We start from the raw sequence: 22,573 nt of genomic DNA on the forward strand, positions 1-22,573 counted from the left end.
TTTTGCTTACTTTTGCGCTGTTCAAAAGTGAGCCGCTGTAAGAGCGGAACCAATACCAGCCATAACCGAAGAAACGGATATGTACTCCCGCCTAAGGATCCAACACCCCCCCGCTGTACCCCTCAGACAACCGCGTCCCGGTAAACTTGGCCACCACCGAACCCTGTGAAACCAGCCGCTCCCGATGCCCCGTCACCATCCGCCCGGTTTGCGCCGCATGCAGCACAACCTCAGAAGCCGGATCCCCAGGCCGCCGAATAATCCGCGCAAACCGCTCACCCTTTTCCACCTGTTCACCCAAACCTTTCTCAAACACCAACACCCCGGCACACGGTGCCAGGATGGTCTCCATGCAGCCCATGTCCACCACCTGCCCCCGCCATTGAGCAATCACCGGCGCCTCATCAATCACCCCACTGGCACAAAGCCAACCCCAGATCCCGTCGCCATCCTGCCCGGCCAGGGCATCACTCACATCCGCCTGCCCACGCAATTCAATCGTCGCCGCCAACCGCGGCTGCCCGTGATCAATGATGGTCTCCTCAAACGACCCATCACCGCCCTCGTCCCAGACAATCACCACATCCACCTGCAACGCCGCCGCCAATACCTGGCCCGCGGGCCAAAAGCTGCGGTGGATGTAGAGATATGGCAGGGCTTCATCATCGGTGTGCAGGTCCAGCACCAGGTCAGCATCGGCGGCCAGTTGCACCAGGCTTTTCTGCCATTGCGCCAGGTTGCTGGCCGGCCGCTCCATGGCCAATGAATGATCAAACGCCCGGTTGAAATTCTGCCCGGTGGCTTCGTGAAACCGCCCCAACAACCGCCCCTGGCGAAACTGGCCAATGCCAAACGGGTTGGCCTGGGGCACCACCGTCACCGTGCCCTTGAGCCGGCCCTGATCCTGGCAGGCCTGCAAACGCGGCAGCAGTTGATGCAACACCAGCATCCCGGCGATTTCATCGGCATGCACACCGGCCTGCAGGTGCACCCGAGGGCCGTCGCCGTCACCCTCGAAGCGCCAGGCGCCAATGTGCAGGGTGTTCCCGGAATCCCCGGGGACTTGCCACGAAAGGTCTTTTGCCATGCCGTTGCCCTCCTCTTGTTGGTTCTGCAGGTATATATTGAACACACGTTCAACCATGTATCTTCACCGAGGGTGTGCCTGTGGCCGAAGACCGTCGCGACCTGTTGATTGCCGCCACCCTCACCAGCCTCGCCCGTGACGGGCATGCCGGCATTTCCGTGCGGCGCATCGCCGCTGAAGCCGGGGTTTCGGTGGGGTTGCTCAATCACCATTTCGGCAGCATCGATGCACTGATCGCCGAGACCTACCACAAACTCGCCAGCGAACTGACCACCGCCCTGTGGCAGGAAGTCGACCAGGCCGTGGGCCCTGCCGCGCGGCTCGATGCATTCCTCGCCGGCTCGTTTTCCTCGCGGGTCATGGACCCGAAACTGTTGGGCGTCTGGGTGGTGTTCTGGAGCCTGATCCGCCACTCGAACCACGTGAACGACTCCCATGAAAAAAGCTACCGCGCCTACCTCGAACTGATCCGCCAGTTGCTCGACGAGCTGGCCGAGAGCGAAGGCTTCGTGATCCACGACACGCGCCTGGCCGCCATCGGCTTATCGGCGATGCTCGACGGACTCTGGCTCGAGTGGTGCCTCAACCCCGGCACCTTCAGCCCCGCCAACGGGCTGCACATCTGCCGTTGCTGGATACAGGGGCTGCGTCACGGAGCATTCGGCGCCGACCACATCCTGTGACACGGGGTGCCGGGCGCTGAGCATGGCCAGGGTGCCGCTGATGGCGATCAGCACGGCGCCGAAAATCAGCGACACGTCCATCACCGTGCCCCAGACCAGGCTCGACAGCAGGAACGCCCAGATCAAACCGGTGTATTCAAACGGCGCCAGCAGCGTCGCCGTGGCCCGGCGGAAGCTCGCAAACAGCAGGAACTGGCCAATCCCGCCCACCAGCCCCGCGCCGAGCATGCCCAGCCATGCCGGGGTCGGCGATGGCGTGTGGGTCCAGGGCAGCGTCAGCGCCATGCAGATCACAAACACCACATTGGTGATCAGCATCTGCTCCAGCACCGAGGTGTTGTCGTCCACCTGGCGCAACTGGATATAGGTAAACGCCCAGCACAGTGCTGCCGCCAATGTCAGGGCGATTGGCAATGGGTCGAGCATGTTGCTGGGGCGACAAGCGATCACCACGCCGACAAAGCCGATGATCAGCGAAATCCACTGGCCGCGACTGGCGCGCTCCTTGAGGATCAATGCCGCGAGCAACGTGACCATGATCGGTGCGGAAAAATACAGCGTGGTCATTTCCGCCAGGGTCAGGTCTCTGGCGGCGGTGTAGTACAGCAGCCAGGCCAGCAGCGACAGCAGGCCGCGGATGATCAACAGCTTGCGGCTGACCGAGTGCCAGGCTCGCTTGAGCAAACCCATTCGCCCGGCGATCACGCACGCGGCGACCACCACCAGGCTGCGCCAGAACAGGATGGTGAACACTGAATAGTCGGCCACCAGCCATTTGATCCCGGCGTCCTGCAGCGCCAGGAACGCATAGGCCAGCGAGCACAGGGCAATCCCTTGCAACGAGCGATCGGTTTTCATCCGGCAGACCTGCGCAACGGTGTGCCGCGTCGCTCGGCAATGGCGTACAGGGCTTCAATCAAAAAGGTCAGGCACAGGTAGACCCCGGCCACCAGCAGCAGCGGCTGGTAGATCTGCAAGGTCTGGGCGCGTACCACGTTGGCGGCGCCAAGCAGGTCGACCACGGCAATGGTCGAGGCCAGCGCCGTGGACTTGAGCAGCATCACCGTCTCCCCCGCCAGGGTCGGCAGCAGCAGGCGCATGGCCCGTGGCAGGCGCACCCGCAACAGTGCCTGGCGTGGCGTCATGCCGAACGCCGAGGCGGCTTCCATTTCACCCTTGGGCACGGCCAGCAGCCCGCCGCGAATCACTTCACCGACGTACGCGCCCACCGACAACACCAGGGCGAACACGATGTACCAGTAACCGTCCCGCAGGAACGGCCAGAGGAAACTCCCGCGAATCATCGGGAACTGGGCAAACAGGCTGCCCAGGCCGTAATAGAAGATGTAGATCTGGATCAGCAACGGCGTGCCCCGCAGCACACTGGTGTAGCCCAGTGCGCAACGGGCCAGCCACTTGCGCCGGGACAGCCGCGCCAGCGCTACCAGCACCGCCAGGGCGAAGCCGAGCACTGCCGAGATCACCAGCAGCGACAGCGTCGTCTGCAAGCCCTTGGCGATCAGTCCTGCGTAATAACTTATCCACTCAGGCATGTGCGGCTCACTCGACAACCGGCATCCAGCGACGAATACGTCGCTCCAGGCGCCCGGACAGGTAGTTGGAGGCCAGTGTCACCAGGTAATACAAGGCGGCGGCCGTGAGGTAGAACAACAGGTAATGCCGGGTCGAGCCCGCCGCCTGTTTGGCGGTGTACAGCAGTTCGTTGGTGCCCACTACGCTGATCAGCGCGCTGTCCTTGATCAGATTGATCCACAGGTTGGACATCCCCGCCAGGGCGTATGGCGCCATGATCGGCAGGGTCACCCGACGGAACAGGCCAAAACCGCTCAAGCCAAACGCCCGCGCCGCTTCGATCTGGCCATGGGGAATCGCGAGGATCGCCGCGCGGAAAATCTCCGAGGCGTACGCGCCTTGCACCAGCCCCAGTACCAGGACCGCTACCAGCGGGCCGCTGATGTTGAACTGCGCAAACCCCAGCCACAGCATCAATGCGTTGAGGCCCATCGAGCCTGCGTAATACAGCAGCAGGATCAGCAGCAACTCGGGCACCGCGCGAAACACCGTGGTGTAGCCGCGCATCAGCATGGCTATCGGGCGCGGTGCACTGAGCTTGGCGCAGGCCACCACCAGGCCGATCAGCAGCCCCACCGCAAACGAGCCGGCGGAGATCTGCAGGGTCATCCATAACCCCTTGAGCAATGCGTTGCCCCAACCTTGTTCGCTGAAGCTGAGTAGATCGAACATCGCGGCTCCCTATTTCGATTACACGCGGTGACCCTGTGACGAGGGAGCTTGCTGTGGCGAGGGAGCTTGCTCCCGCTGGACTGCGCAGCAGGCCCATTTTTTGGGGGCGCTTCGCACCCCAGCGGGAGCAAGCTCCCTCGCCACAAGCACTCCCTTTCTACCGGGTTAGTTTGTGTAGGGGCTGTCGCAGACTTTGCTCACATAGGCAGGCGTGTCGGCGCGTTTGCACGGGCTGACCGATACCCCAAACACGCTCTGGGACAGGTCGGCGTAGTCCTTGCTCACCAGCAACTCACCGATGGCCTTGTCGAGCCGGGCCTTGAGTTCGGTGTCTTCCTTGCGCAGGCCAGCCCCCACGCCGCGGCCGATGATCGGGTCGTAAGGCACTTCGGCGATTTCGGCCAGGCCCTGGGCCTCAGGGGTCTTGACCATCATGGCGATGGCGACGCCGTCGGCCATCATCAGGTCGGTGCGCCCGGCAATCAGGTCGGCGTTGGCCGATTCCTGGGTGTCGTAGTACTTCAGGTCAGCAATATTCTCGTAGTACTTCTTCAGGTAGTTGGCGCTGACCGTAGAGATCTGCACGCCGATGATCTTGCCCTTCAGCCCTGCCGGCGAGACTTCGACCGTGGTGCCCTTGGGGCCGGCAATGCCCAGCAGCGAATCGTAGTAGGCGCGGCTGAAGGCGATCTGTTTTTCGCGCTCTTCGGTGACCGACATCGAGGAGAAAATCACGTCGATTTTCTTCGCCAGCAGCGACGGAATAATCCCGTCCCAGGCCACTTCCTTGATCTGGCACTCAGCCTTCATCAAGCCGCAGAGCTTGTGAATCAGGTCCACCTCAAAGCCGGACCACTCCCCGTTGCCGCCCTTCACCGTGAACGGTGGGTAGGGTTCTGCCGCCACCGCGAACACAATGGGTTTCTCCGCCGCCAACGCAGTACCTGCCGCCAGCATCAACACAGCACTGCTCAACCACTTTGCCAATCGTTTGGATTTCATGATCTTGCCCCGTCTTTTTTTGGAGTTAGCGAGTTTGATGCGCGTTGACGAACTGCCGGCAACGTTCACTGCGTGGGTCGATAAACACCGAGTCCGGCGAGCCGGTTTCCTCGATCAGGCCTTGATGCAAAAACGCGACTTTGGATGACACATCCCGGGCGAACGCCATTTCATGGGTCACCAGGATCATGGTGCGGCCTTCTTCGGCCAGGGAGCGAATCACCCGCAGGACTTCGCCCACCAGCTCCGGGTCGAGGGCCGAGGTGGGTTCGTCGAACAGCATGACTTTGGGGCGCATGGCCAGGGCTCGGGCGATGGCCACCCGCTGCTGCTGGCCGCCGGAGAGGAACGCCGGGTATTCATTGCGCTTGGCGGCCAGGCCAACCCGGTCGAGCAAGGCTTCGGCGCGCTCGATGGCTTCGGCCCGGCTTTCGCGCAGCACCTGGGTCGGCGCTTCGATCAGGTTCTCCAGCACAGTGCGATGGGGCCACAAGTTGAAGTTCTGGAACACCATGCCGAGTGTCGAGCGAATCCGCACCAGTTGCCTGGCGTCGGCCACCAGCGGTGCGCCGGGCCGGCCGTAGTTGAGCTTGATGCTTTCACCGTCGACGTGGATGCTGCCCTGGTCCGGCACTTCGAGCATGTTGATGCAGCGCAGCAAGGTACTTTTGCCCGAGCCGCTGGCGCCGATCAGCGAGATCACCTCGCCTTCGTGGGCGGTCAGGGAGATACCCTTGAGCACCTCGATATTGCCAAAGCGTTTATGCAGGTCGAGCACCTCGATCATCTTCTTCGCAGCCACCGGCTGTACGCTGATGATTTTCGCCGCAGGCTCGATTCGCGGTTCTCCGGCGAGCTTGGCGACGAAGCGGCTGATACGTTCACAGGCTTCGGCCAGTCGCGCTTCACCCAGGGTAAACGACAGCCGCACAAAACCCTGGGCCGGCTCGCCGAAGGCCGCGGCATCCAGCACGGAAACCCCTGCTTCGCGGAACAGCCGCCAGGCGAAATCCAGGGAGCCGAGGCCGGTGTCCCGCACATCCACCAACACGAACATGCCTGCCTGCGGGGCCCGCACGTGAATGCCCGGGCAACCGCCGAGGCCTGCTACCACCAGGTCGCGGCGGCGGCGGTAGGTTTCGCGCATGCCCTGGGTGACTTCATCGTGGGCCAGCACGGCGGCGGTCGCGGCCTCCATCACGAACCCCGGCAAGCCGTAGAGCATGCTCAATACCAGGGTTTCCGCGTGGGCCACCATCGCAGGCGCGGCGACGATCCAGCCGATGCGCCAGCCGGTCATGGCATGGGACTTGGACAGGCTGCCGATCACGATGCAGCGATCGGCCATGCCCGGCAACGCGGCCAGGCTATGGTATTCGCCATCGAACACCAGGCTTTCGTAGACCTCGTCCACCACTACCCACAGTTCATGCTCGATCGCCAGGTCGGCGATCACCTGCAATTCCTGAGGGTTGAGGACAACGCCGGTGGGATTGTTGGGGTTGGAGAAGAAGATCGCCCGGGTGCGAGGCGTAATGGCGGCAGCCAGCAGTGCCGGGTCGAGGCGAAAGCCCGAGTCGGCGGAACACGGCACCCGCACCAGCGTTGCGCCGCTGGCCTTGAGGGTCGCTTCGTAGGTGACGTACATCGGGTCGAGCACGATCACTTCATCACCGGCCTGCAACAGGCACAGCGAGGTGACGAACAAAGCGTTCTGCGCACCGGCCACGGTGATGACGTTTTCAGCGTTGAGCGGGCGAGCCAGGGACTGGCTGTAGCGTGCGGCGATGGCATCGCGCAGTGCCGGGCGGCCGGGGATTTCGGTGTAGTGGGTGTCGCCCTGGCGCAGGGCCTCGACGGCGGCGTCGGTGATGAACGAGGGTGTGGCGAAATCCGGATCGCCCACACTCAGGATGATGATGTCTTCGCCTTTGCTGCTGGCCTGGAAGGCGGCGTGGTGGATGTCCCAGGCGGCTACGCCCTGCCCTGCAATTCGCTCGACAAAAGGTGAAAACCGCATGCCAGTGCCTCTCGTTCAATCAGAAAAAGCGCAAGCCCGCCTGTTACCAGGCAGGGGGTGCAGCCAACATAATTGAAACTGAACACTCGTTCAACGGCAAACTTCACCGGATGTCGTTAACAGCTAAAACAGGTCGTTGTGGTGGTTTGCCCATCAGGTTGCATTGGCGGTCCTGCAGTTCTTCGGCGGAGGCCAGGTTCCATTCCTTGAGCGTCAACCGCGTGGTCAACAGGACGAAGTTGCCGTTCGCCGCTGGTGCCAACAGCAAGCTGTAACTGGCCATGGCGTCGCCCTGGGCCTGCACGTAGTCATTCAGGATGGCCAATGGGTCGCGCAGGTCGAATTCCACCGCCGACAACGTACGGGCACTGTAGGTATGCCCCTGCAGTTTTACCGGCAGGGTTTGCCAGTGCTCGTCGAGGGTTGCCGCGCGTTCATTGAGGGTGTTGAAAATGTCGGGGCGCAGGCAGGCGATATGAATGTGCAACTGGTTTTGCGTGCGGCCATACCGCGAGTTGATCGCCAGGGATACATAACGGTCGGCAATCGGCGTTTGCAGGCCGGCCGAGAGTACATCGTGGTGTTTCCACGCCTGGGCAAAGTAATGCGGCAACAAGTCCCGGGCCAGCGCGACGTCTTCGATTCCGGTGACTTTATCGGTGGGGATCAGTAAGTCCTGGTACGGGCCGTTGAGGTCCTTGAGCAGCGCGAACCCCTTGTCCGGATCAACCTCGAGGCAGGGGCGCGGATTCTGGTGCTGGTTCTGGTCGGGCACGCATTGACGGCTGACGATCTGCCACAGCACATCGGGATTGCCGCGCCATTTCCAGGCGGCTGCCACCGCCACCACACACAGCAAACCACCCATGATCTTGAACAAGGGACCGCGCTTCATGCCAAAAACCTCAACGCCAAAGGAATGTCTTTTGTTGTTTTGCAGCTGCAAGACATCCCTGTCGCAAAGGTTAACGCTGGGCCGGGGCCATGAACTCCGGCCCTACCGGGTCTTTTATCGTGCTGGCCAGAATACGGTCGATATGTTGCAGGTCGTCGGCCGTGAGCTGCCAGCCGAACGCATCTTCAACGCCTTTGAGCTGCTCCGGCCGGCGGGCGCCCCACAGTGCAACCGTGGGGCCCTGGTCCAGCACCCAGCGCAACGCCAGGGCCAGCACAGACTTGCCGTGGCATTCGCGAGCGTACACGTCCAATGCCGCGACCGCCGCCAGGTACTGCTCAAAGCGTGGCGCCTTGAATTTCGGGTCTAGCTTGCGCACGTCATCCCCGGTAAAACCCGTGGCCGCGTGCATGCTGCCGCTCAACAAACCCCGACACAGCGAACCGTAAGCCAAAACCACCAGTGAATTTTGCTTGGCGTACGGCAGGATATCGCTGTCGATCGCCCGCTCAAACAGGTTGTAGGGCGGCTGCACGGTGTCCAGGTGCGTGTACTGGCGGAAATCGTCCATTTGCGCAGGCGAATAATTGCTCACCCCCACGGCAAGGATCTTGCCTTCACGGCGCAGTTTTTCCAGCTCGCCGGCGGTTTCCTCCTGGGCTACCAACGGGTCGGGCCAGTGAATCTGGTAGAGGTCGATGTAGTCGGTTTCGAGGCGCAGCAGTGAGTCTTCGATTTCCTTGCGGATACGTCGGGCCGTGGCATTGCGGCGCACCGTGCCGTCGTCCCATTGCAACCCGGCCTTGGTGGCGATCACCGCCGTGTGGCGTACGCCGCGCAGGGCCCGGCCGATCAGTTCTTCCGACAGCCCAAGGCCGTAGACCGGCGCACTGTCGATAAAGTTGATGCCGCTGGCCAGCGCATGGCGAATGGTCTTGACCGAGACCTCATTATCGGCGCCGCCCCACATCGAGCCACCCATGGACCAGGTGCCCAGGGCAATCCGCGAGACGGCCTTGTCGATGCCCGGGATCTTGATGGTTTCGATACTCATGAAAAAGCCTCCGCCAGAAACAATCAGTAAAAAAACGATTACTCTAGATCATCCGTGGTTGAATCGGGCTCAACGCCGCGTGCAACCCAAACCCCATAAAAGGTGCTTGATATGGCTGCGTTCAACCGCTCCGAGTTGGCCGACCTGAATGTTTTCATGGCGATCATCCGTCGCCGCAGTTTCCGGCATGCTGCCAATGAACTTGGCGTCACCACCTCGGCCCTGAGCCACACCATGCGCAACCTGGAAACGCGCCTGGGGGTCAAATTGCTGTATCGCACCAGCCGCGCCGTAGAGCCTACCGATGCCGGCGTGGTACTGGCGGAAAAACTCAGTGCCGGCTTTGCGACGATCCAGGACGGCCTCGACACCCTCGAACTGTACCGCGAGGCGCCGATTGGCCGCCTGCGCCTGAACGTACCCCGGGATGCCGCGGTGCTGCTGATTTCGCCGGTGCTCGGCGAGTTCACCCGCACCTACCCGCAACTGCGCCTGGACGTGATGATCGAGGACCGCATGCTCGACATCGTCGCAGAGGGCTACGACGCAGGAATCCGCTATGGCGCCACGGTGCCCCAGGACATGGTGGCCGTGCCGCTGACCGGCGAGCTGCGCTGGATCATGGTCGCCTCCCCGGCCTACCTCGCACAGGCAGGGACACCTGCAGTGCCCAGGGACTTGCTCACGCACTCCTGTGTACGCATGTACCTGGGCGACAAGACCACCTACAAATGGGAACTGGGCAATGGCGCACGCCAACAGCGGCTCGATGTGCCCGGCCACTTCAGCGCGGCCGACACCCAGACCATCGTTGATGCGGCCCTGCAAGGCGTGGGTATCGCCTACTGCCTGGAGAATCGCGTGCTGGCGGAACTGGCCGACGGGCGCCTGTTGGAAGTGCTGCCCGACTGGGCCTGCATCGGCGCGCCGCTGTGCATGTACTACCCCAGCCGGCGTCAGTCGCAGCCGGGATTGCGCCAGCTGATCGACATGATTCGGCTGAGGACCGCGGCGCACCCTTAGCATGGGCGCGTAAGACGCCGTATCAATCTGCATGCCAGTGGGATGGAATCGCTGAGGGGGCATCGGGTACGAAGAGTTACACCCGCTGGAGCGAAGCGCTGCTTGGGTGTACTCGATAAATTACCGGATCCCCTCCTATGACAATTGCTCCTACTCAGGCTACGGCTTCTTTCATTCCTTTGAACGCACCTGACAAGCCGCTTCCCCCGGCGCGGCTCCAGGCCGCAGCGCCGGAAAATGCCGCGCCAGGCTCCCCCGGGACCAGGATCCCCAGCCCGCGTGCCGATGCCGACGGTGAACTGGCAGGCCAGGTAGCCAGCGCGCTGCGTCAGGTCAAGGGCGACGGCCATGACGACGCGATCATGGTCGAGAACATTCCGCCGAACTCAACGTTCGGGCAGTGGTGGTCGCAGTTGGGGCGTGCCATGGAGTCCCCGCAAGTCCGTGACTGGATGAGGGAAAACGGGATAAACCCCAATTCAGTGATGATTGACCCCAATACCGGGAAGATCACCTACCAGCGCAGGCCCTCCGCCGCCGCGCAACCCAACGGCCCCGATGACAAAGGCTGGGCGCAGGTGGGCGCACAGGTCAGGGACGCCGCACGCGTTATCGGCGACGGTAACCCGATCCCCTTCAAACCGCCGCTCTCCCAAAACAGCAACAGTGCCCCCCTGTGGTTGGTGAGCCAATTCTACAAAGAGCAAGAACATATCCTGCCGGATCATGCCCACGAGCGTGCAGATGAGTTGGCGCGCGACAAAGCTTTTACCGGCGTGAGCGGCCCGCGTTTTGCGGACCTGCACGAAACCCGTGGTGAGGATGAGGTTGAGCGCCAGAAAGCCCTGGTGGGCAATACCCAGACGCTGAACACCGTGGGGCGTGAACTCAATTACCTGCTTGAGCGGATTCGATCGGGCAGCATTGGGAGCGGTGACGTTCTCGACTACCTGCAAAAGAATAAAGTCGAGCTTCACCCCGACAGCGCTTACCGCCAGGTCGGGAGCACCGACTCAGGGAGCACCATTAGCCTCAAGGAATTCCTTGAGATCAATGGCTGGGACGTGCCAACCACGCCCGAGGAGGTGGAGAACCTGACGAATTATCTGCTCAGGCCTGAACTCCAGGCGCCGCTCCATGGCAATTATGGCGGTGCGCTGGAATGGCAGCCCCCGCTTGCGCCCGAGGCGGCGAATCAGCTGCGGTCCGACCTGCGCCGCGGCAAGATCGGCGACGTTGATTTGAACGGCGCCAGGAACGTAGTGGAATACCTCATGCAGGGCAAGTCGTTCACGCCTTCCGAGCTGGCTGACCCGCAGCGGGTGCTCGACTCGCTGATCCGCTCCCCCAAGGGCAAGGCGTTGGGCGAGGCCCTCCAGGCAAAATTTGACGCGCAGTCCATCAAAGGCAGTGCCACTGATTGGCTGTTGGCAGCCATGAGTGTGGACAAAGACAACTCGTTCCGCGCGACAGACCCCAGGTCCAGGCATCACATCGCCGGTTTTGCCGTGACCGGGAACAGTACCTGGGGCAAACCCGCCTCCGGTATCGTCAGCCGGTTGGCCGAACATCTTGTCAGCACCGGCAAGGCATCGTCACCCGAGGCAGCGGCGCTACAAGCGCATCTGCTGCTCTCCACCCGCGCTCCGGAGTTCCTGGTTAAAGACATCCCGGACCAGGTCACCCCGGGGTCCCATAGTTGGGTCAGTTTTGTCACCGCGGTAGAACGCATCGAAGCGCAGTCTCCGGGTTCAACCGCAGGGATGTCCTACGGGCAGGTCATGCTCCACGCTGAGGTCGCGCCGGTCTCCGCCCAGGAGCGTTATGTCGAATATGCCGCCCAGCAAGAGGCGCTCAAGGATTGGGGAAGCGCGAACGGTATGCCGTATCCGGTGACCGAAGGCCAAATGAATGATGTACGCGATGCATTCGATGCGCAGATCACCGAGCTGAGCGCGGCCAGTCAAACACAGAGCATGCCGATGCCATTACGCAAGGAAATGGCCTTGGAGCAGTTGCGCAAAGCCCTGCCGGGCATGGATACGGCAACCCTGGAAGACAAGAGCATCACGCTGGAACCCGCCCATAGCGATTTCCCGGGGCCTTATTCGATCCTCGACTTGTATATGAAGGACGCGCTTCACCATCGACCTGGCGTCGAAGAACCACCGGCCGTAGGGGTACTTGGAATTGGGCCCCCGCCCCCCGCTGACAATCATTGGGTGACCTCATCCAGTACGTTGAACCTCAGCGAGGTGCTGGAAAAAACCAAAGACCTGCCAAGTATGCCGAACGTGTTCCAGGACGCGTTCGGGGAATACGCCGACGGCATCGAAAAAAGCGTCGCGGCCCAGGTGAAGTGGATGGTTTCGCGGCTCCCTGAAGAAGACCGTAAAAACCTGGAATACGGCGAAATCACAGTGGTCAGGGAAGTCGACGTCGATAAGGACAACTTTGGCAAGGAAACCCGCAAGCGGGTGCCCGAAGACAATTGCCTGCTGGTGAAAACCAGGCGCAAAAACCAGGTGCACACCTACGAAATCAATCTCAGGACCGCGAAGATTACCGAGCGTACGGACCTGGGTGACTTCACGGCAGGCAAACAACCTTCCAACCACACCCATTACCATAAAGACCTGGAAGAAGTCATACCTTCGGGCGAGTACGCACCCGGGTTGACGGATGAAAAAATCCAGGCCGCCAACCCCAAGAGCTTTGGCAGTGCCCGAACGTCTTATATTGCCGATGCCATGGTGACGGATGTTGATATCCGGTCATTCAAAAAAGAGGCCGAGGGGGTCACCACGCTTGATACCGAGGTTCCCTTTTACAAGAAAGTCAATGAATTCCTCCTCAACCTGATCCCCTTGAGGTCGGCAATCGTCAACTTTCAAAACGGCAACATCGGCGAAGGTGTCGGCGACCTGGCCCTGGATATATTTGGGTTTGCCGTGGGCCTCGGTGCGGCAGCCAGGGGGGCCAAGGCCTTGGCCGCCGGCGCATCGGCTTTCAGCAAGTTCGCCCAGGGCGCGAAGATTGTCGGGCGCGCGGCGCTGGGGAGTTTCAATCCGTTGAGCGGGGCTGATGATCTGGCCCGGAGTGCATTGAAGCTGGGGCGCACCACGCTGACCGCTGGACGTAACGGCGTCAATCATCTGCGTGGCGCCTTGCGCAGTGTCGACCTGACGTCACTGGCGAAAAAGCCCGGCATTGCCGAAGGCACTTACAAGGCGGCCAATGCGACCGAAGAAGCCAAGGTGTTTGCGAAGTTTGATGACGCCACCGGTAATTGGCACGCCTTGAATGTGAAAACCAGAAAGCCCTTTGGCGAGCCGCTGGAAAATTTCAAAGCTGACGCCGTGCCGGTAGAAGCGCTTCGCGACAAACTGGAGAAGCTCCATGCCAAAACGGGATACACCGGGACAATCTGCTACGAAAAAACCATGTTCGTCGGTATGGCAGACAATGCACTCCCGTTGAAAACTCGCGAGGCCGTGCTGGGCAGTGTGGTCAGGAGCGGGGATTCCAATTACACGCAACGCTACAAGGATCTGATGGGTATTACTGCCGAGAATACCAGCGCCGTATTCAGGCCCGCGGACATTACCGAATCAGGCGTTATCAATTTCATGAGCAATAGAGCAGACGGCAATATCGTACACACCGCCTATATTCAAAAGAGCAGTGATGGAAAGCTCTATATCTACAACACCAACCAAGCCGGCCTGGACAAAGCCATGTTCGATGCCACTGGCACTCTTGATCAATCGGTCGGTGCAACGGTATTCAGTCTTGATAATGACGGGCTGCAAAAGTTTCTCGACTCGGGGTTCACCTTCTCCTTCACCCCAAACAGCACCCTCAATGCCAACGTAACACGCCTGGCGACCTGACAAACCGCGCATTGCCCGAGCAGGCAATGCGCGTTTTTTGAACCTCTCTCTCCCGGCAAACCTCAAACGTTCACACAGACCATGCCCGGGACTATTCAATGACCTTCATCCTATGGATGGCCATACTGGGCGCGGTGTTGCTCACCCTCGCCCTCACCTCCTCCTACCTGCGCTGGATGCCGGTCACCACCTCGGCGGTGTGCCTGTTGCTCGGCGTGGGTATCGGCCCGCTGGGCATGGACCTGCTGCATCTGGACATCAAGGCCTCGGCCAGTTGGATGGAACATCTGACGGAAGTCGCGGTGCTGTTTTCGCTGTTCGTCAGCGGGCTGAAACTGCGCCTGCCCCTCAAGCACCGAACCTGGCGTATTGCGTTTGGTATGGCCGGGCCGGTGATGCTCTTGACCATCCTCGGGACGTGCCTGGTGCTGCATTGGCTGCTGGGGTTGTCGTGGGGGGTTTCACTGCTGGTGGGGGCGATTCTTGCGCCCACCGACCCGGTGCTCGCGGGCCTGGTGCAGGTCAATAACGCGCAGGATTATGACGCGCTGCGCTTCGGTCTTTCCGGTGAGGCAGGCTTGAACGACGGCACGGCCTTCCCGTTCGTGATCTTTGCGCTGATTTTCATGCAGCACGGCGGGTTCGACGGTGACTGGCTGGGCGGCTGGGTGCTGAAAAACCTGCTCTGGGCCGTACCTGCCGGGTTGCTCGTGGGCTACTGGATGGGGCGTGGCATCGGTCGCGTCACCCTGAAGATGCGTATCACCAATGCCGACAGCACCCTGTCACCGAATGACTACCTGACGCTGGCCCTGATCGCCCTCGCCTATGTGGTGGCCGAAGCCATCGGCGGCTACGGCTTCCTGTCGGTATTTGCCGCCGGCCTGGGGCTGCGCCAGGCCGAGTTCAAGTCCACAGGCAACTCACAAACCCCGGCGGAACATCTGGCACAGCCGGTGGTTGGCCACATGGAAGTTGAGCCGGAGCATGCGTTGCATGGCGATGTCGGGCAACTGCAGGACACGCAAATCGCCGCCGGGGTGATGATGGGCGACATGCTCGCCTTTGGTGGGCTGGTGGAGCGTTCGATGGAAGTGTTCCTGGTGACCTTGCTGGGCGTGGTGCTGGTCAGCCATTGGGACTGGCGGGCGCTGGCGGTGGGGGCGGCGCTGTTTTGCGTGATTCGCCCCCTCAGCGTGCTGTCGATACCCTGGGGCAGCTTGCTGAATCGCCATCAGCGCGGGCTGGTGGGCTGGTTCGGGATTCGCGGGATCGGCAGCATCTACTACCTGTTCTATGCCATCAACCACGGGCTGGTGGGCACCAGCAGTGCGGTCGCGGTGAACCTGACGCTGTCAGTCATTGCCCTGAGCATCGTCGTTCATGGTCTCAGCACGCAGCCGATGCTGGCGTGGTATGAACGACGTGCCCAGGCACAACAATGACGTCTACTCCTGGTTTTCAGTGTTGCCGACGTCAGCGGCATCATCCAGGTCGTTAAGCGGTACTTCGGCATCATCCATCAATGAACCTGGGTCTTCATTGCCCGGGTCATTGAGTTCATCGTCTTCGTCTATTTCAACTGACATCACCGTCTCCTCTAACCGCCTTGGGTATCGATATCGGCATCGGTTTCAGGCTTGGGCTCGCGCTCGGGCTTGAAGTCTGGACTGTAGTCGTTTTCCTTGGCCTTGGGGTCGCTGGCAGGCTTGGGGTCTTTCGGCGCGTCGGCCGCGGTGCCGGGGGCCGGTTCGCCGCGGTCGATGGCGGGATCGTTACGGTTGCTGGTTTGCGGGTCGTTGTCTGTGCTCATGGCTCACCTCTGTTGGAAAACGCAGACTGCGTAAAGGTAAGGTCCCGTGCGGGTCGGTGAAGTTCCAATTGCTTATGAGCCGGGGTTGTCCACCTGGATGTAAAACGCGTAGGCCCCCAGCATCACCCAGAACACCATGAACAGCCAGGGCGCGCGCATCGAGAACAACAGCGACTTGCGATAGCCCTTGTGGGACGACTCCATCTCACTGAACAGTGGCGACTCATCGTAGGCCAGGCCCATCACCGGCTCGCTGCGCAGCAGTTCGCTCTGCTTGTAATGCCAGTGGTCGATGATTTCGTAGGCCGCCCGAATCCCCGGCCAGGCGTTGAGGGAACTGAGAATGCCCAGGGTCGCCAGGAACACGGGCACCACCAGGGTGAACAGCTTGCCCCATTCGGGGTTCAGGTTGCCCATGCCGGACACGAAGGCGATCACCAGGAATGACTGGGCCGTGAGGTAGGCGTCGGTGCGGTTGGCCAGGATGCTGGTTTCGTACTGAATTTCACGCCGGTAAAAGTCGAGACGGTCCTTGGGCGAACCGAAAATCTTAGCGTTGTGTTCGCTGTGGTCGGTCAGGCTCGATTCCGGGGTGTCGGGTGAGATGATTCTGGGCACATCCGTGCTCCGTGCTGGCATTTGAAGCAGTTTAGAAGAACCGGGCTGGTGCAAAGTTCAAGTAATCAGTGCACCGTTTTGAGGCGATAGGGCCGCGTCGGTGGCGCGGGAGCTTGGTGCCGCTGGACCGGGACAGCGCTCCGGTGCGCAGCGGTCTGGTTCCTTTTTGGGGCCGCTGCGCAGCCCAGCGGGAGCAAGCTCCCTCGCCACAAGGTGGATGGCACAGGCATTGCTTTAGTCCTTTATCTGCCCGGATACAGGAGCAATCGTTACCCCCCGACCCAGAGCCCACCCCAAAAGAAAGTAAGGACCAGGCCTGCTGGCACCATCAGCCACGGGCTCATAAAAAAATGCGTTTTCTAAAGCGGCAGTGCCAAAGCGCAGTTAGTCCCGGCACTGACAAGGTAATTGGAATGGCTCGATCTTTCTTTGATGAAATGAATGACGCACAAGGCGTTTGCCGTGCGCATTATCAGGAATTCTCCCGCTGGCTGGCCAACACGCCGCCAGAACTGCTGGCCCAGCGCCGCCGTGAAGCCGACCTGCTGTTTCACCGCGCGGGGATCACCTTCACCCTGTATGGCGACGAGCAAGACACCGAGCGCCTGATCCCCTTCGATATCATCCCCCGCAGCATCCCCGCCAGTGAGTGGAGTGTCATCGAGCGCGGCTGTATCCAGCGGGTGAATGCGCTGAACATGTTCCTTGCCGACATCTACCACGACCAACGCATCATCAAGGCCGGGATCATTCCCGCCGATCAGGTGCTGGGCAACGAGGGATACCAGAAAGCCATGGTCGGCCTGGACCTGCACCGCGATATCTACTCGCACATCTCCGGGGTCGACCTGGTGCGCGATGGCGACGGCACCTACTACGTGCTCGAAGACAACCTGCGTACCCCCAGCGGCGTGAGCTACATGCTCGAAGACCGCAAGATGATGATGCGCCTGTTCCCCGAGGTGTTCGCCAAGCAACGCATCGCCCCGGTGGACCACTATCCCAACCTGCTGCTCAAGACCCTGAAAAGCTCCAGCCGCCTGGACAACCCGAATGTGGTGGTGCTGACGCCGGGCCGGTTTAACAGCGCGTTCTTCGAGCATGCATTCCTGGCCCGGGAAATGGGCGTGGAGCTGGTGGAAGGTGCCGACCTGTTCGTGCACGACCTCAAGGTGTTCATGCGTACCACCGACGGCCCCAAGGCCGTGGATGTGATCTACCGCCGCATCGACGATGCCTTCCTCGATCCGCAGGCTTTCAACCCCGATTCGATGCTCGGCGTGCCCGGCCTGGTCGCGGCGTACTGCGCGGGCAACGTAGTGCTGGCGAATGCGATCGGCACCGGCGTGGCGGACGACAAGTCGATCTACCCGTACGTGCCGGAAATGATCCGGTTCTACCTGGATGAAGAGCCGGTCCTGCAAAACGTGCCGACCTTCCAGTGCCGCAAGCCGGATGAACTGTCCCACGTACTGGCGCACCTGCCGGAGCTGGTGGTCAAGGAAACCCAGGGTTCCGGCGGCTACGGCATGCTGGTGGGCCCGGCGTCCAGCGCGGCCGAGATCGAGGACTTCCGCCAGCGTATCAAGGCCCGCCCTCACGCCTACATCGCCCAACCGACCTTGAGCCTGTCCACTTGCCCGACATTTGTCGAAAACGGCATCGCGCCGCGGCATATCGACCTGCGACCGTTCGTGCTCTCGGGCAAGGAAACTCGCCTGGTACCCGGTGGCTTGACCCGCGTGGCGCTGCGCGAAGGCTCATTGATCGTCAACTCGTCGCAAGGCGGCGGAACCAAGGACACCTGGGTGGTGGAGGGCTGAGTATGCTGAGTAGAACCGCCGCAGATCTATATTGGATGTCCCGTTACCTGGAGCGTGCCGAGAACCTGGCGCGCATGCTGGAAGTCAGTTATTCGCTGTCGTTGATGCCCCAGGCCGGGCGCAGTGACGGGCTGGACGAGTTGGCCATGTCGCTGCTCAGCAGCGGCACCCTGGACAGTTACCTTGAGCGCCATCAGCAACTGGACGCCGAGCGCATGCTGCACTTCTTCGCCCTCGACGAGGAAAACCCCGCCAGTATCTACAACTGCCTGCGGGCTGCACGGGGTAATGCCCATGCGGTGCGGGGACGGATCACGGCTGATATGTGGGAAAACCTCAACGCCACTTGGCTGGAGATGCGCAGTATTGCGGCCGGCGGGTTGGCGCGGCATGGCATCAGCCACTTTTGTGACTGGGTGAAGCAGCGCTCGCACCTGTTTCGTGGGGCGACGTCCGGGACGATCATGCGTAACGATGCGTATCGGTTTATTCGGCTGGGGACGTTTGTCGAGCGGGCGGATAACACGTTGCGGTTGCTGGACGCGCGGTATGAAATGTTTGGGGAAGAGTCCGAGGAAGTCAGCGACCTTTCGGCACGCGGGTATTACCAGTGGAGCGCGTTGTTGCGGGCGCTGTCGTCGTTTGAGGCGTATACCGAGCTGTACCCGAATGCGCTGAATGCGCGGTCGGTGTCGGAGTTGTTGCTGTTGCGCAGTGATGTGCCGCGCTCGTTGCATGCGTGTATCGAGGAGTTGAGCCATATCCTGGCGGACCTGCCGGGGAGTTATGGGCGTACGGCCCAGCGTTTGGCGGCGGAGTTTGAGGCGCGGCTGAGGTATACAGGGATTGATGAGATTCTGGAGGATGGGCTGCATAGCCGGTTGACGGATTTTATCGACACCGTGCGGGAGTTGGCGCGGGCGATTCATAGCTCCTACCTTGAAGTCGTCTGATAATCGTTCCCACGCTGATCGTTCCCACGCTCCGCGTGGGAATGAATCCGGTGACGCTCCGCGTCACGACTTCAAGAGCGGACGCAGAGCGCCCTGGCGGCGTTCCCACGCAGAGCGTGGGAACGATCGTCCTGCGTGGGAACGAGCGTCGAGAGTGGGAACGATCATAGGTCTACTGGTTTTTCACCAGTACCGGTTCTGCGCGGTACTGCTCAGGGAACAATTTTTTCAGCTGGGCCACCTTTGGCAGGTCGTTGATCACGATGTAGGGGTACGACGGGTTTTCGGTCAGGAAGTCCTGGTGATAGGACTCCGCCGGGTAGAAGGCTTTGCCCATCTCGATCTTGGTCACGATCGGCTTGTCGAAGGCTTTCGCGGCGTCGAGCTGGGCGATGTAGGCCTGGGCGACTTTTTGCTGTTCGGCGTTCTGGGCAAAGATCGCCGAGCGGTACTGGGTGCCGCTGTCCGGGCCCTGGCGGTTGAGTTCCGTGGGGTTGTGAGCGACCGAGAAGTAGATCTGCAGCAGCTTGCCGTAGCTGACCTTGCTTGGGTCGTAGGTCACGGCGACGGACTCGGCGTGGCCGGTATCGCCGCCGCTGACGCTTTCGTACTGCGCGGTGCTCGCCGCGCCGCCGTCATAGCCGGAGACGGCGTTTTTCACCCCTTGTACATGCTGGAACACACCCTGCACGCCCCAGAAGCAGCCGCCGGCGAAGACCGCGGTTTGCAGGTTGTTCGCGTCTGCCGGCAGGTCCATGGCCGGCGGCGCGATGGCCACGGCGTCGTCGGACGGGCCGAAGGAGAACGCCGAGCTGTGGCCGACAAAGGCGGCGAACGCCAGGGCCGGTAAGTACTTAAGCAGTTTCATCTCAGTCACTCCGAAACATCAGGATAAATGCGGTCAACTGTGGGAGCTGGCTTGCCTGCGATTGAGGTGGTGAATTCAACATCGCTATCGCAGGCAAGCCAGCTCCTACATGATCGGGTTAACCATGCCAAATTTCGCTATGGGTTAGCCGAAGGTGAAGGCATAGGCCGCCACTTGCGGGTCCAGGAACTCGATGGTGAAGGTCCGGTCCTTGACCGCGCCCGGCTGGCGCACCAGTTGATACAAACGTTGTTCGGTCACGGTGCCGCTGCCATCCGGTGCGACGTCGGTGCCGTGGGCATCCCCCGGCGCCTGGCCGTCGATGCTGACCTTGAAGCGCACCGGCTTGCCGTCGGCGCCCGGGCCCAGCACCAGGTGCAGGTCACGGGCGTGGAAGCGGTAGACGATCTTGCCGTTGGCCGCTGCGAGGGTGGCTTGCTGGCCGCCGACGTTCCATTGGCCTTCCAGGGTCCAGTTGTTCAAGGCCAGGTTGCCGGCTGCCGGGTAGTTCACCACCTTGTCGGTGCCCAGGGTGCCGGTGGTCACGAAGTTCTCGGCGCGCTGGAAGCCCAGGTAGGTTTCCGGCGACTGCACTTCGTTCATGTCCGGTGCGGCCTGGATGCCCTTGGCATCGGCTTCGATCAAGCCGCCCGCCACCTTGGTAGCGCCCGCCTCACGCAGCAGTTGCTGGATCACTCGTTCGGACTCGGCGTAGTCACCCTCGCCAAAATGGTGATAGCGGATCTGGCCCTTGGCATCGGCAAAGTAATGCGCCGGCCAGTACTGGTTGTTGAAGGCGCGCCAGATCTTGTAGTTGTTGTCGATGGCCACCGGGTAAGTGATGCCCAGGTCCTTCATGGCCTTGGTGACGTTGTTCACGTCGCGTTCGAAGGCGAATTCCGGAGCGTGCACACCGATCACCACCAGGCCCTGGTCGCGGTATTTCTCGGCCCAGGCCTTGACGTACGGCAAGGTGCGCAGGCAGTTGATGCAGGAGTAGGTCCAGAAATCCACCAGCACCACCTTGCCTTTCAACGCCTCGGCAGTCAGTGGCTCGGAGTTGAGCCATTGCACGGCACCGTCCAGCGGCGGCAACTGGCCTTCCACTGGCAGCGTGTCACTGTGGTTGGCGGCCATCATCGCGCCGCCGGCCATCATCGCCCCGCTCTTCTGTTCAGGCTTGGCGCTGAGTTTCTCCACCAGGCTTTGTTCCAGGCCACCGGTTGACGCCGTCGACAGGCGCGCCAGGATCCCGGTGTCCAGGCCCAGGGCGATGGCCGCCACACCGGCCAACATCAGGGCGCCGAGCCCACGACGCAGCCATTCACCAGCGCCCAGCGAACGCTTCATGAAACCGAAGACTTTACCGCCGACCAGCAGCGCCAAGGCCAGGGAGGTGGCAGCCCCTGCCGCGTAGGCCAGCAAGAGCAAGGTAGTGCCGATACTGGCGCCCTGCAGCGCGGCGCCCGTCAGCACCAGCCCGAGGATGGGCCCGGCGCACGGCGCCCACAGCAGCCCGGTGGCCACGCCGATCAGGAACGATGCGCCCGGACGCGGCCGCGAATCGGCCCCGGCGGCTTCCGACAGGCGACTGCCCGCGGCCACCAGCGGCCGGGTCAGGCGCTCGGACAGGCTTGGCAGCAGCAGCGTCAGCCCGAATAGCGCAACAAACAGCAACGCGAGCCAGCGACCGTACTGATTGACTTGCACCACCCAGCCGCCGCCCACCGCCGCGAGCGAGGCGACCAGGGCGAAGGTCATCGCCATCCCCAGCAGCAGCGGCAAGCCACTGCGCAAAAACGGCTGCCCGGTGCGAGCGAAGACAAAAGGCAGAACCGGCAGGATGCAGGGACTGACAATCGTCAGCACGCCGCCCAGATATGCGAGAACCAAAAGCCACATGGGGTAGACCCTTATAGGAAGACATTGAATTAAGTCGCGGTGAACGTCATGGCTGCGCCGTTCATGCAGTAGCGCAGGCCGGTGGGTGCCGGGCCGTCATCGAACACGTGGCCCTGATGACCGCCGCAGCGGCGGCAGTGGATTTCCTTGCGTACCACGCCGAAGGAGGTGTCGACGTGGCTGGCCACGGCGTTTTCCAGGGGTTGCCAGAAGCTGGGCCAGCCGGTGTGGCTTTCGAATTTGGTGGCTGAGGCGTACAGGGGCAAAGCGCAACCGGCGCAGGCGAAGGTGCCGTTGCGGTGTTCACTGTTGAGGGCGCTGCTGTAGGGGCGTTCGGTGCCCTCCTCCCGCAGGATCGCGTACTGCTCGGCGGTCAACAGGGTGCGCCATTCGGCGTCGGTGTGGCTGACTTCGAAATGTTCGGCGGCTTCGGCTTCGGCGATCAGGGCGGGGCCGGCGTTGATTTTTTGCAGCAGGCCACCGGCGATTACCGCGAGGCCGAGGCCGCCGCCGGCGAGCAGGATCTGTCGACGTGAATACATGAGTTGCTCCTCACACAAGTGCGGATGGCTGGCGAAGCCCCTATGGCTGACAAACAAACTGTGGCGAGGGAGCTTGCTCCCGCTGGAGTGCGCAGCGCTCCCGGCTTTTTTGGGGCCGCTGCGCGACCCAGC

At 61.8% G+C, this 22,573-nt stretch carries 19 protein-coding genes and 1 pseudogene; 6 read left to right on the plus strand and 14 right to left on the minus strand.

Annotated features, from left to right (window positions below):
- Window positions 1-91 precede the first annotated feature (91 nt).
- The gene (locus ACW9I6_RS18890) at window positions 92-1,087 is read right to left on the minus strand and encodes a succinylglutamate desuccinylase (protein ID WP_457339657.1); all 996 of its coding nucleotides are present in this window, start codon (window positions 1,085-1,087) and stop codon (window positions 92-94) included.
- 158 nt (window positions 1,088-1,245) lie between these two features.
- On the opposite strand from ACW9I6_RS18890, the pseudogene ACW9I6_RS18895 reads away from it, so the two are divergent.
- Window positions 1,246-1,674 (plus strand): annotated as a pseudogene (locus ACW9I6_RS18895) (TetR family transcriptional regulator C-terminal domain-containing protein); the annotation flags it as partial.
- Here the strand turns inward: ACW9I6_RS18895 and ACW9I6_RS18900 are convergent.
- From ACW9I6_RS18900 to ACW9I6_RS18930, 7 genes are all read right to left on the minus strand, one after another.
- Window positions 1,630-2,628: a DMT family transporter gene (locus tag ACW9I6_RS18900; RefSeq protein ID WP_008433732.1), complete on the minus strand. Its 999-nt coding sequence runs from the start codon at window positions 2,626-2,628 to the stop codon at window positions 1,630-1,632. The pseudogene ACW9I6_RS18895 and the gene ACW9I6_RS18900 overlap by 45 nt on opposite strands.
- Window positions 2,625-3,323, minus strand: coding sequence for an ABC transporter permease (locus ACW9I6_RS18905; protein ID WP_003217050.1), 699 nt, complete (start codon window positions 3,321-3,323; stop codon window positions 2,625-2,627). The genes ACW9I6_RS18900 and ACW9I6_RS18905 overlap by 4 nt, the downstream gene beginning before the upstream one ends.
- A gap of 7 nt (window positions 3,324-3,330) precedes the next feature.
- Complete coding sequence (locus tag ACW9I6_RS18910) at window positions 3,331-4,035, minus strand: ABC transporter permease (RefSeq protein WP_003217052.1); 705 nt, start codon at window positions 4,033-4,035, stop codon at window positions 3,331-3,333.
- Window positions 4,036-4,200: 165 nt separating this feature from the next.
- Window positions 4,201-5,037 carry a transporter substrate-binding domain-containing protein gene (locus ACW9I6_RS18915; RefSeq protein ID WP_003217054.1) on the minus strand — a complete coding sequence of 279 codons (837 nt, stop codon included), beginning with the start codon at window positions 5,035-5,037 and terminating at the stop codon, window positions 4,201-4,203.
- A 25-nt stretch (window positions 5,038-5,062) separates the two neighbouring features.
- Window positions 5,063-7,057 carry an aminotransferase class I/II-fold pyridoxal phosphate-dependent enzyme gene (locus tag ACW9I6_RS18920; protein WP_087692318.1) on the minus strand — a complete coding sequence of 665 codons (1,995 nt, stop codon included), beginning with the start codon at window positions 7,055-7,057 and terminating at the stop codon, window positions 5,063-5,065.
- Window positions 7,058-7,160: 103 nt separating this feature from the next.
- Window positions 7,161-7,952 carry a CDP-diacylglycerol diphosphatase gene (locus ACW9I6_RS18925; protein WP_102369106.1) on the minus strand — a complete coding sequence of 264 codons (792 nt, stop codon included), beginning with the start codon at window positions 7,950-7,952 and terminating at the stop codon, window positions 7,161-7,163.
- A gap of 70 nt (window positions 7,953-8,022) precedes the next feature.
- Complete coding sequence (locus tag ACW9I6_RS18930) at window positions 8,023-9,006, minus strand: aldo/keto reductase (protein WP_003217060.1); 984 nt, start codon at window positions 9,004-9,006, stop codon at window positions 8,023-8,025.
- A 111-nt stretch (window positions 9,007-9,117) separates the two neighbouring features.
- Here ACW9I6_RS18930 and ACW9I6_RS18935 point away from each other — a divergent pair, with 111 nt between their 5' ends.
- From ACW9I6_RS18935 to ACW9I6_RS18945, 3 genes are all read left to right on the plus strand, one after another.
- Window positions 9,118-10,029, plus strand: coding sequence for a LysR family transcriptional regulator (locus ACW9I6_RS18935; RefSeq protein WP_008433746.1), 912 nt, complete (start codon window positions 9,118-9,120; stop codon window positions 10,027-10,029).
- A 137-nt stretch (window positions 10,030-10,166) separates the two neighbouring features.
- Window positions 10,167-13,922, plus strand: coding sequence for a hypothetical protein (locus ACW9I6_RS18940; protein ID WP_457339658.1), 3,756 nt, complete (start codon window positions 10,167-10,169; stop codon window positions 13,920-13,922).
- A 98-nt stretch (window positions 13,923-14,020) separates the two neighbouring features.
- On the plus strand, window positions 14,021-15,367 hold the full coding sequence (locus ACW9I6_RS18945; protein WP_457339659.1) for a cation:proton antiporter: 1,347 nt from the start codon (window positions 14,021-14,023) through the stop codon (window positions 15,365-15,367).
- A 3-nt stretch (window positions 15,368-15,370) separates the two neighbouring features.
- Here the strand turns inward: ACW9I6_RS18945 and ACW9I6_RS18950 are convergent, their stop codons facing one another.
- The 3 genes from ACW9I6_RS18950 to ACW9I6_RS18960 all read right to left on the minus strand — a co-directional run bounded on the left by ACW9I6_RS18950 (window position 15,371) and on the right by ACW9I6_RS18960 (window position 16,353).
- Entirely contained in the window at window positions 15,371-15,511 is a 141-nt protein-coding gene (locus tag ACW9I6_RS18950) for a hypothetical protein (protein WP_003217070.1), read from the minus strand.
- 11 nt (window positions 15,512-15,522) lie between these two features.
- Window positions 15,523-15,735, minus strand: a complete 213-nt coding sequence (locus tag ACW9I6_RS18955; RefSeq protein WP_003217072.1) for a hypothetical protein — start codon at window positions 15,733-15,735, stop codon at window positions 15,523-15,525.
- Window positions 15,736-15,807: 72 nt separating this feature from the next.
- On the minus strand, window positions 15,808-16,353 hold the full coding sequence (locus ACW9I6_RS18960; protein ID WP_003217074.1) for a hypothetical protein: 546 nt from the start codon (window positions 16,351-16,353) through the stop codon (window positions 15,808-15,810).
- Between the two features lie 413 nt (window positions 16,354-16,766).
- On the opposite strand from ACW9I6_RS18960, the gene ACW9I6_RS18965 reads away from it, so the two are divergent.
- Together ACW9I6_RS18965 and ACW9I6_RS18970 are read left to right on the plus strand one after the other, a co-directional pair.
- A complete protein-coding gene (locus ACW9I6_RS18965) occupies window positions 16,767-18,176 on the plus strand; it encodes a circularly permuted type 2 ATP-grasp protein (RefSeq protein WP_003217076.1) in 1,410 nt (469 codons plus the stop codon).
- A gap of 2 nt (window positions 18,177-18,178) precedes the next feature.
- Window positions 18,179-19,129 (plus strand): alpha-E domain-containing protein, encoded by a 951-nt coding sequence (locus ACW9I6_RS18970; protein WP_003217078.1) that lies wholly within the window; start codon window positions 18,179-18,181, stop codon window positions 19,127-19,129.
- A 172-nt stretch (window positions 19,130-19,301) separates the two neighbouring features.
- On the opposite strand, the gene msrA is transcribed toward ACW9I6_RS18970, so the two are convergent.
- The 3 genes from msrA to msrB all read right to left on the minus strand — a co-directional run bounded on the left by msrA (window position 19,302) and on the right by msrB (window position 22,441).
- Window positions 19,302-19,997 (minus strand): peptide-methionine (S)-S-oxide reductase MsrA, encoded by a 696-nt coding sequence (gene msrA, locus ACW9I6_RS18975; RefSeq protein ID WP_008433754.1) that lies wholly within the window; start codon window positions 19,995-19,997, stop codon window positions 19,302-19,304.
- A gap of 144 nt (window positions 19,998-20,141) precedes the next feature.
- Window positions 20,142-21,899, minus strand: coding sequence for a cytochrome c biogenesis protein DipZ (locus ACW9I6_RS18980; protein ID WP_177051705.1), 1,758 nt, complete (start codon window positions 21,897-21,899; stop codon window positions 20,142-20,144).
- A 29-nt stretch (window positions 21,900-21,928) separates the two neighbouring features.
- Window positions 21,929-22,441 (minus strand): peptide-methionine (R)-S-oxide reductase MsrB, encoded by a 513-nt coding sequence (gene msrB, locus ACW9I6_RS18985; RefSeq protein ID WP_003217084.1) that lies wholly within the window; start codon window positions 22,439-22,441, stop codon window positions 21,929-21,931.
- Window positions 22,442-22,573: the final 132 nt, after the last annotated feature.

This window comes from Pseudomonas sp. SDO5522_S412 (assembly GCF_054071215.1).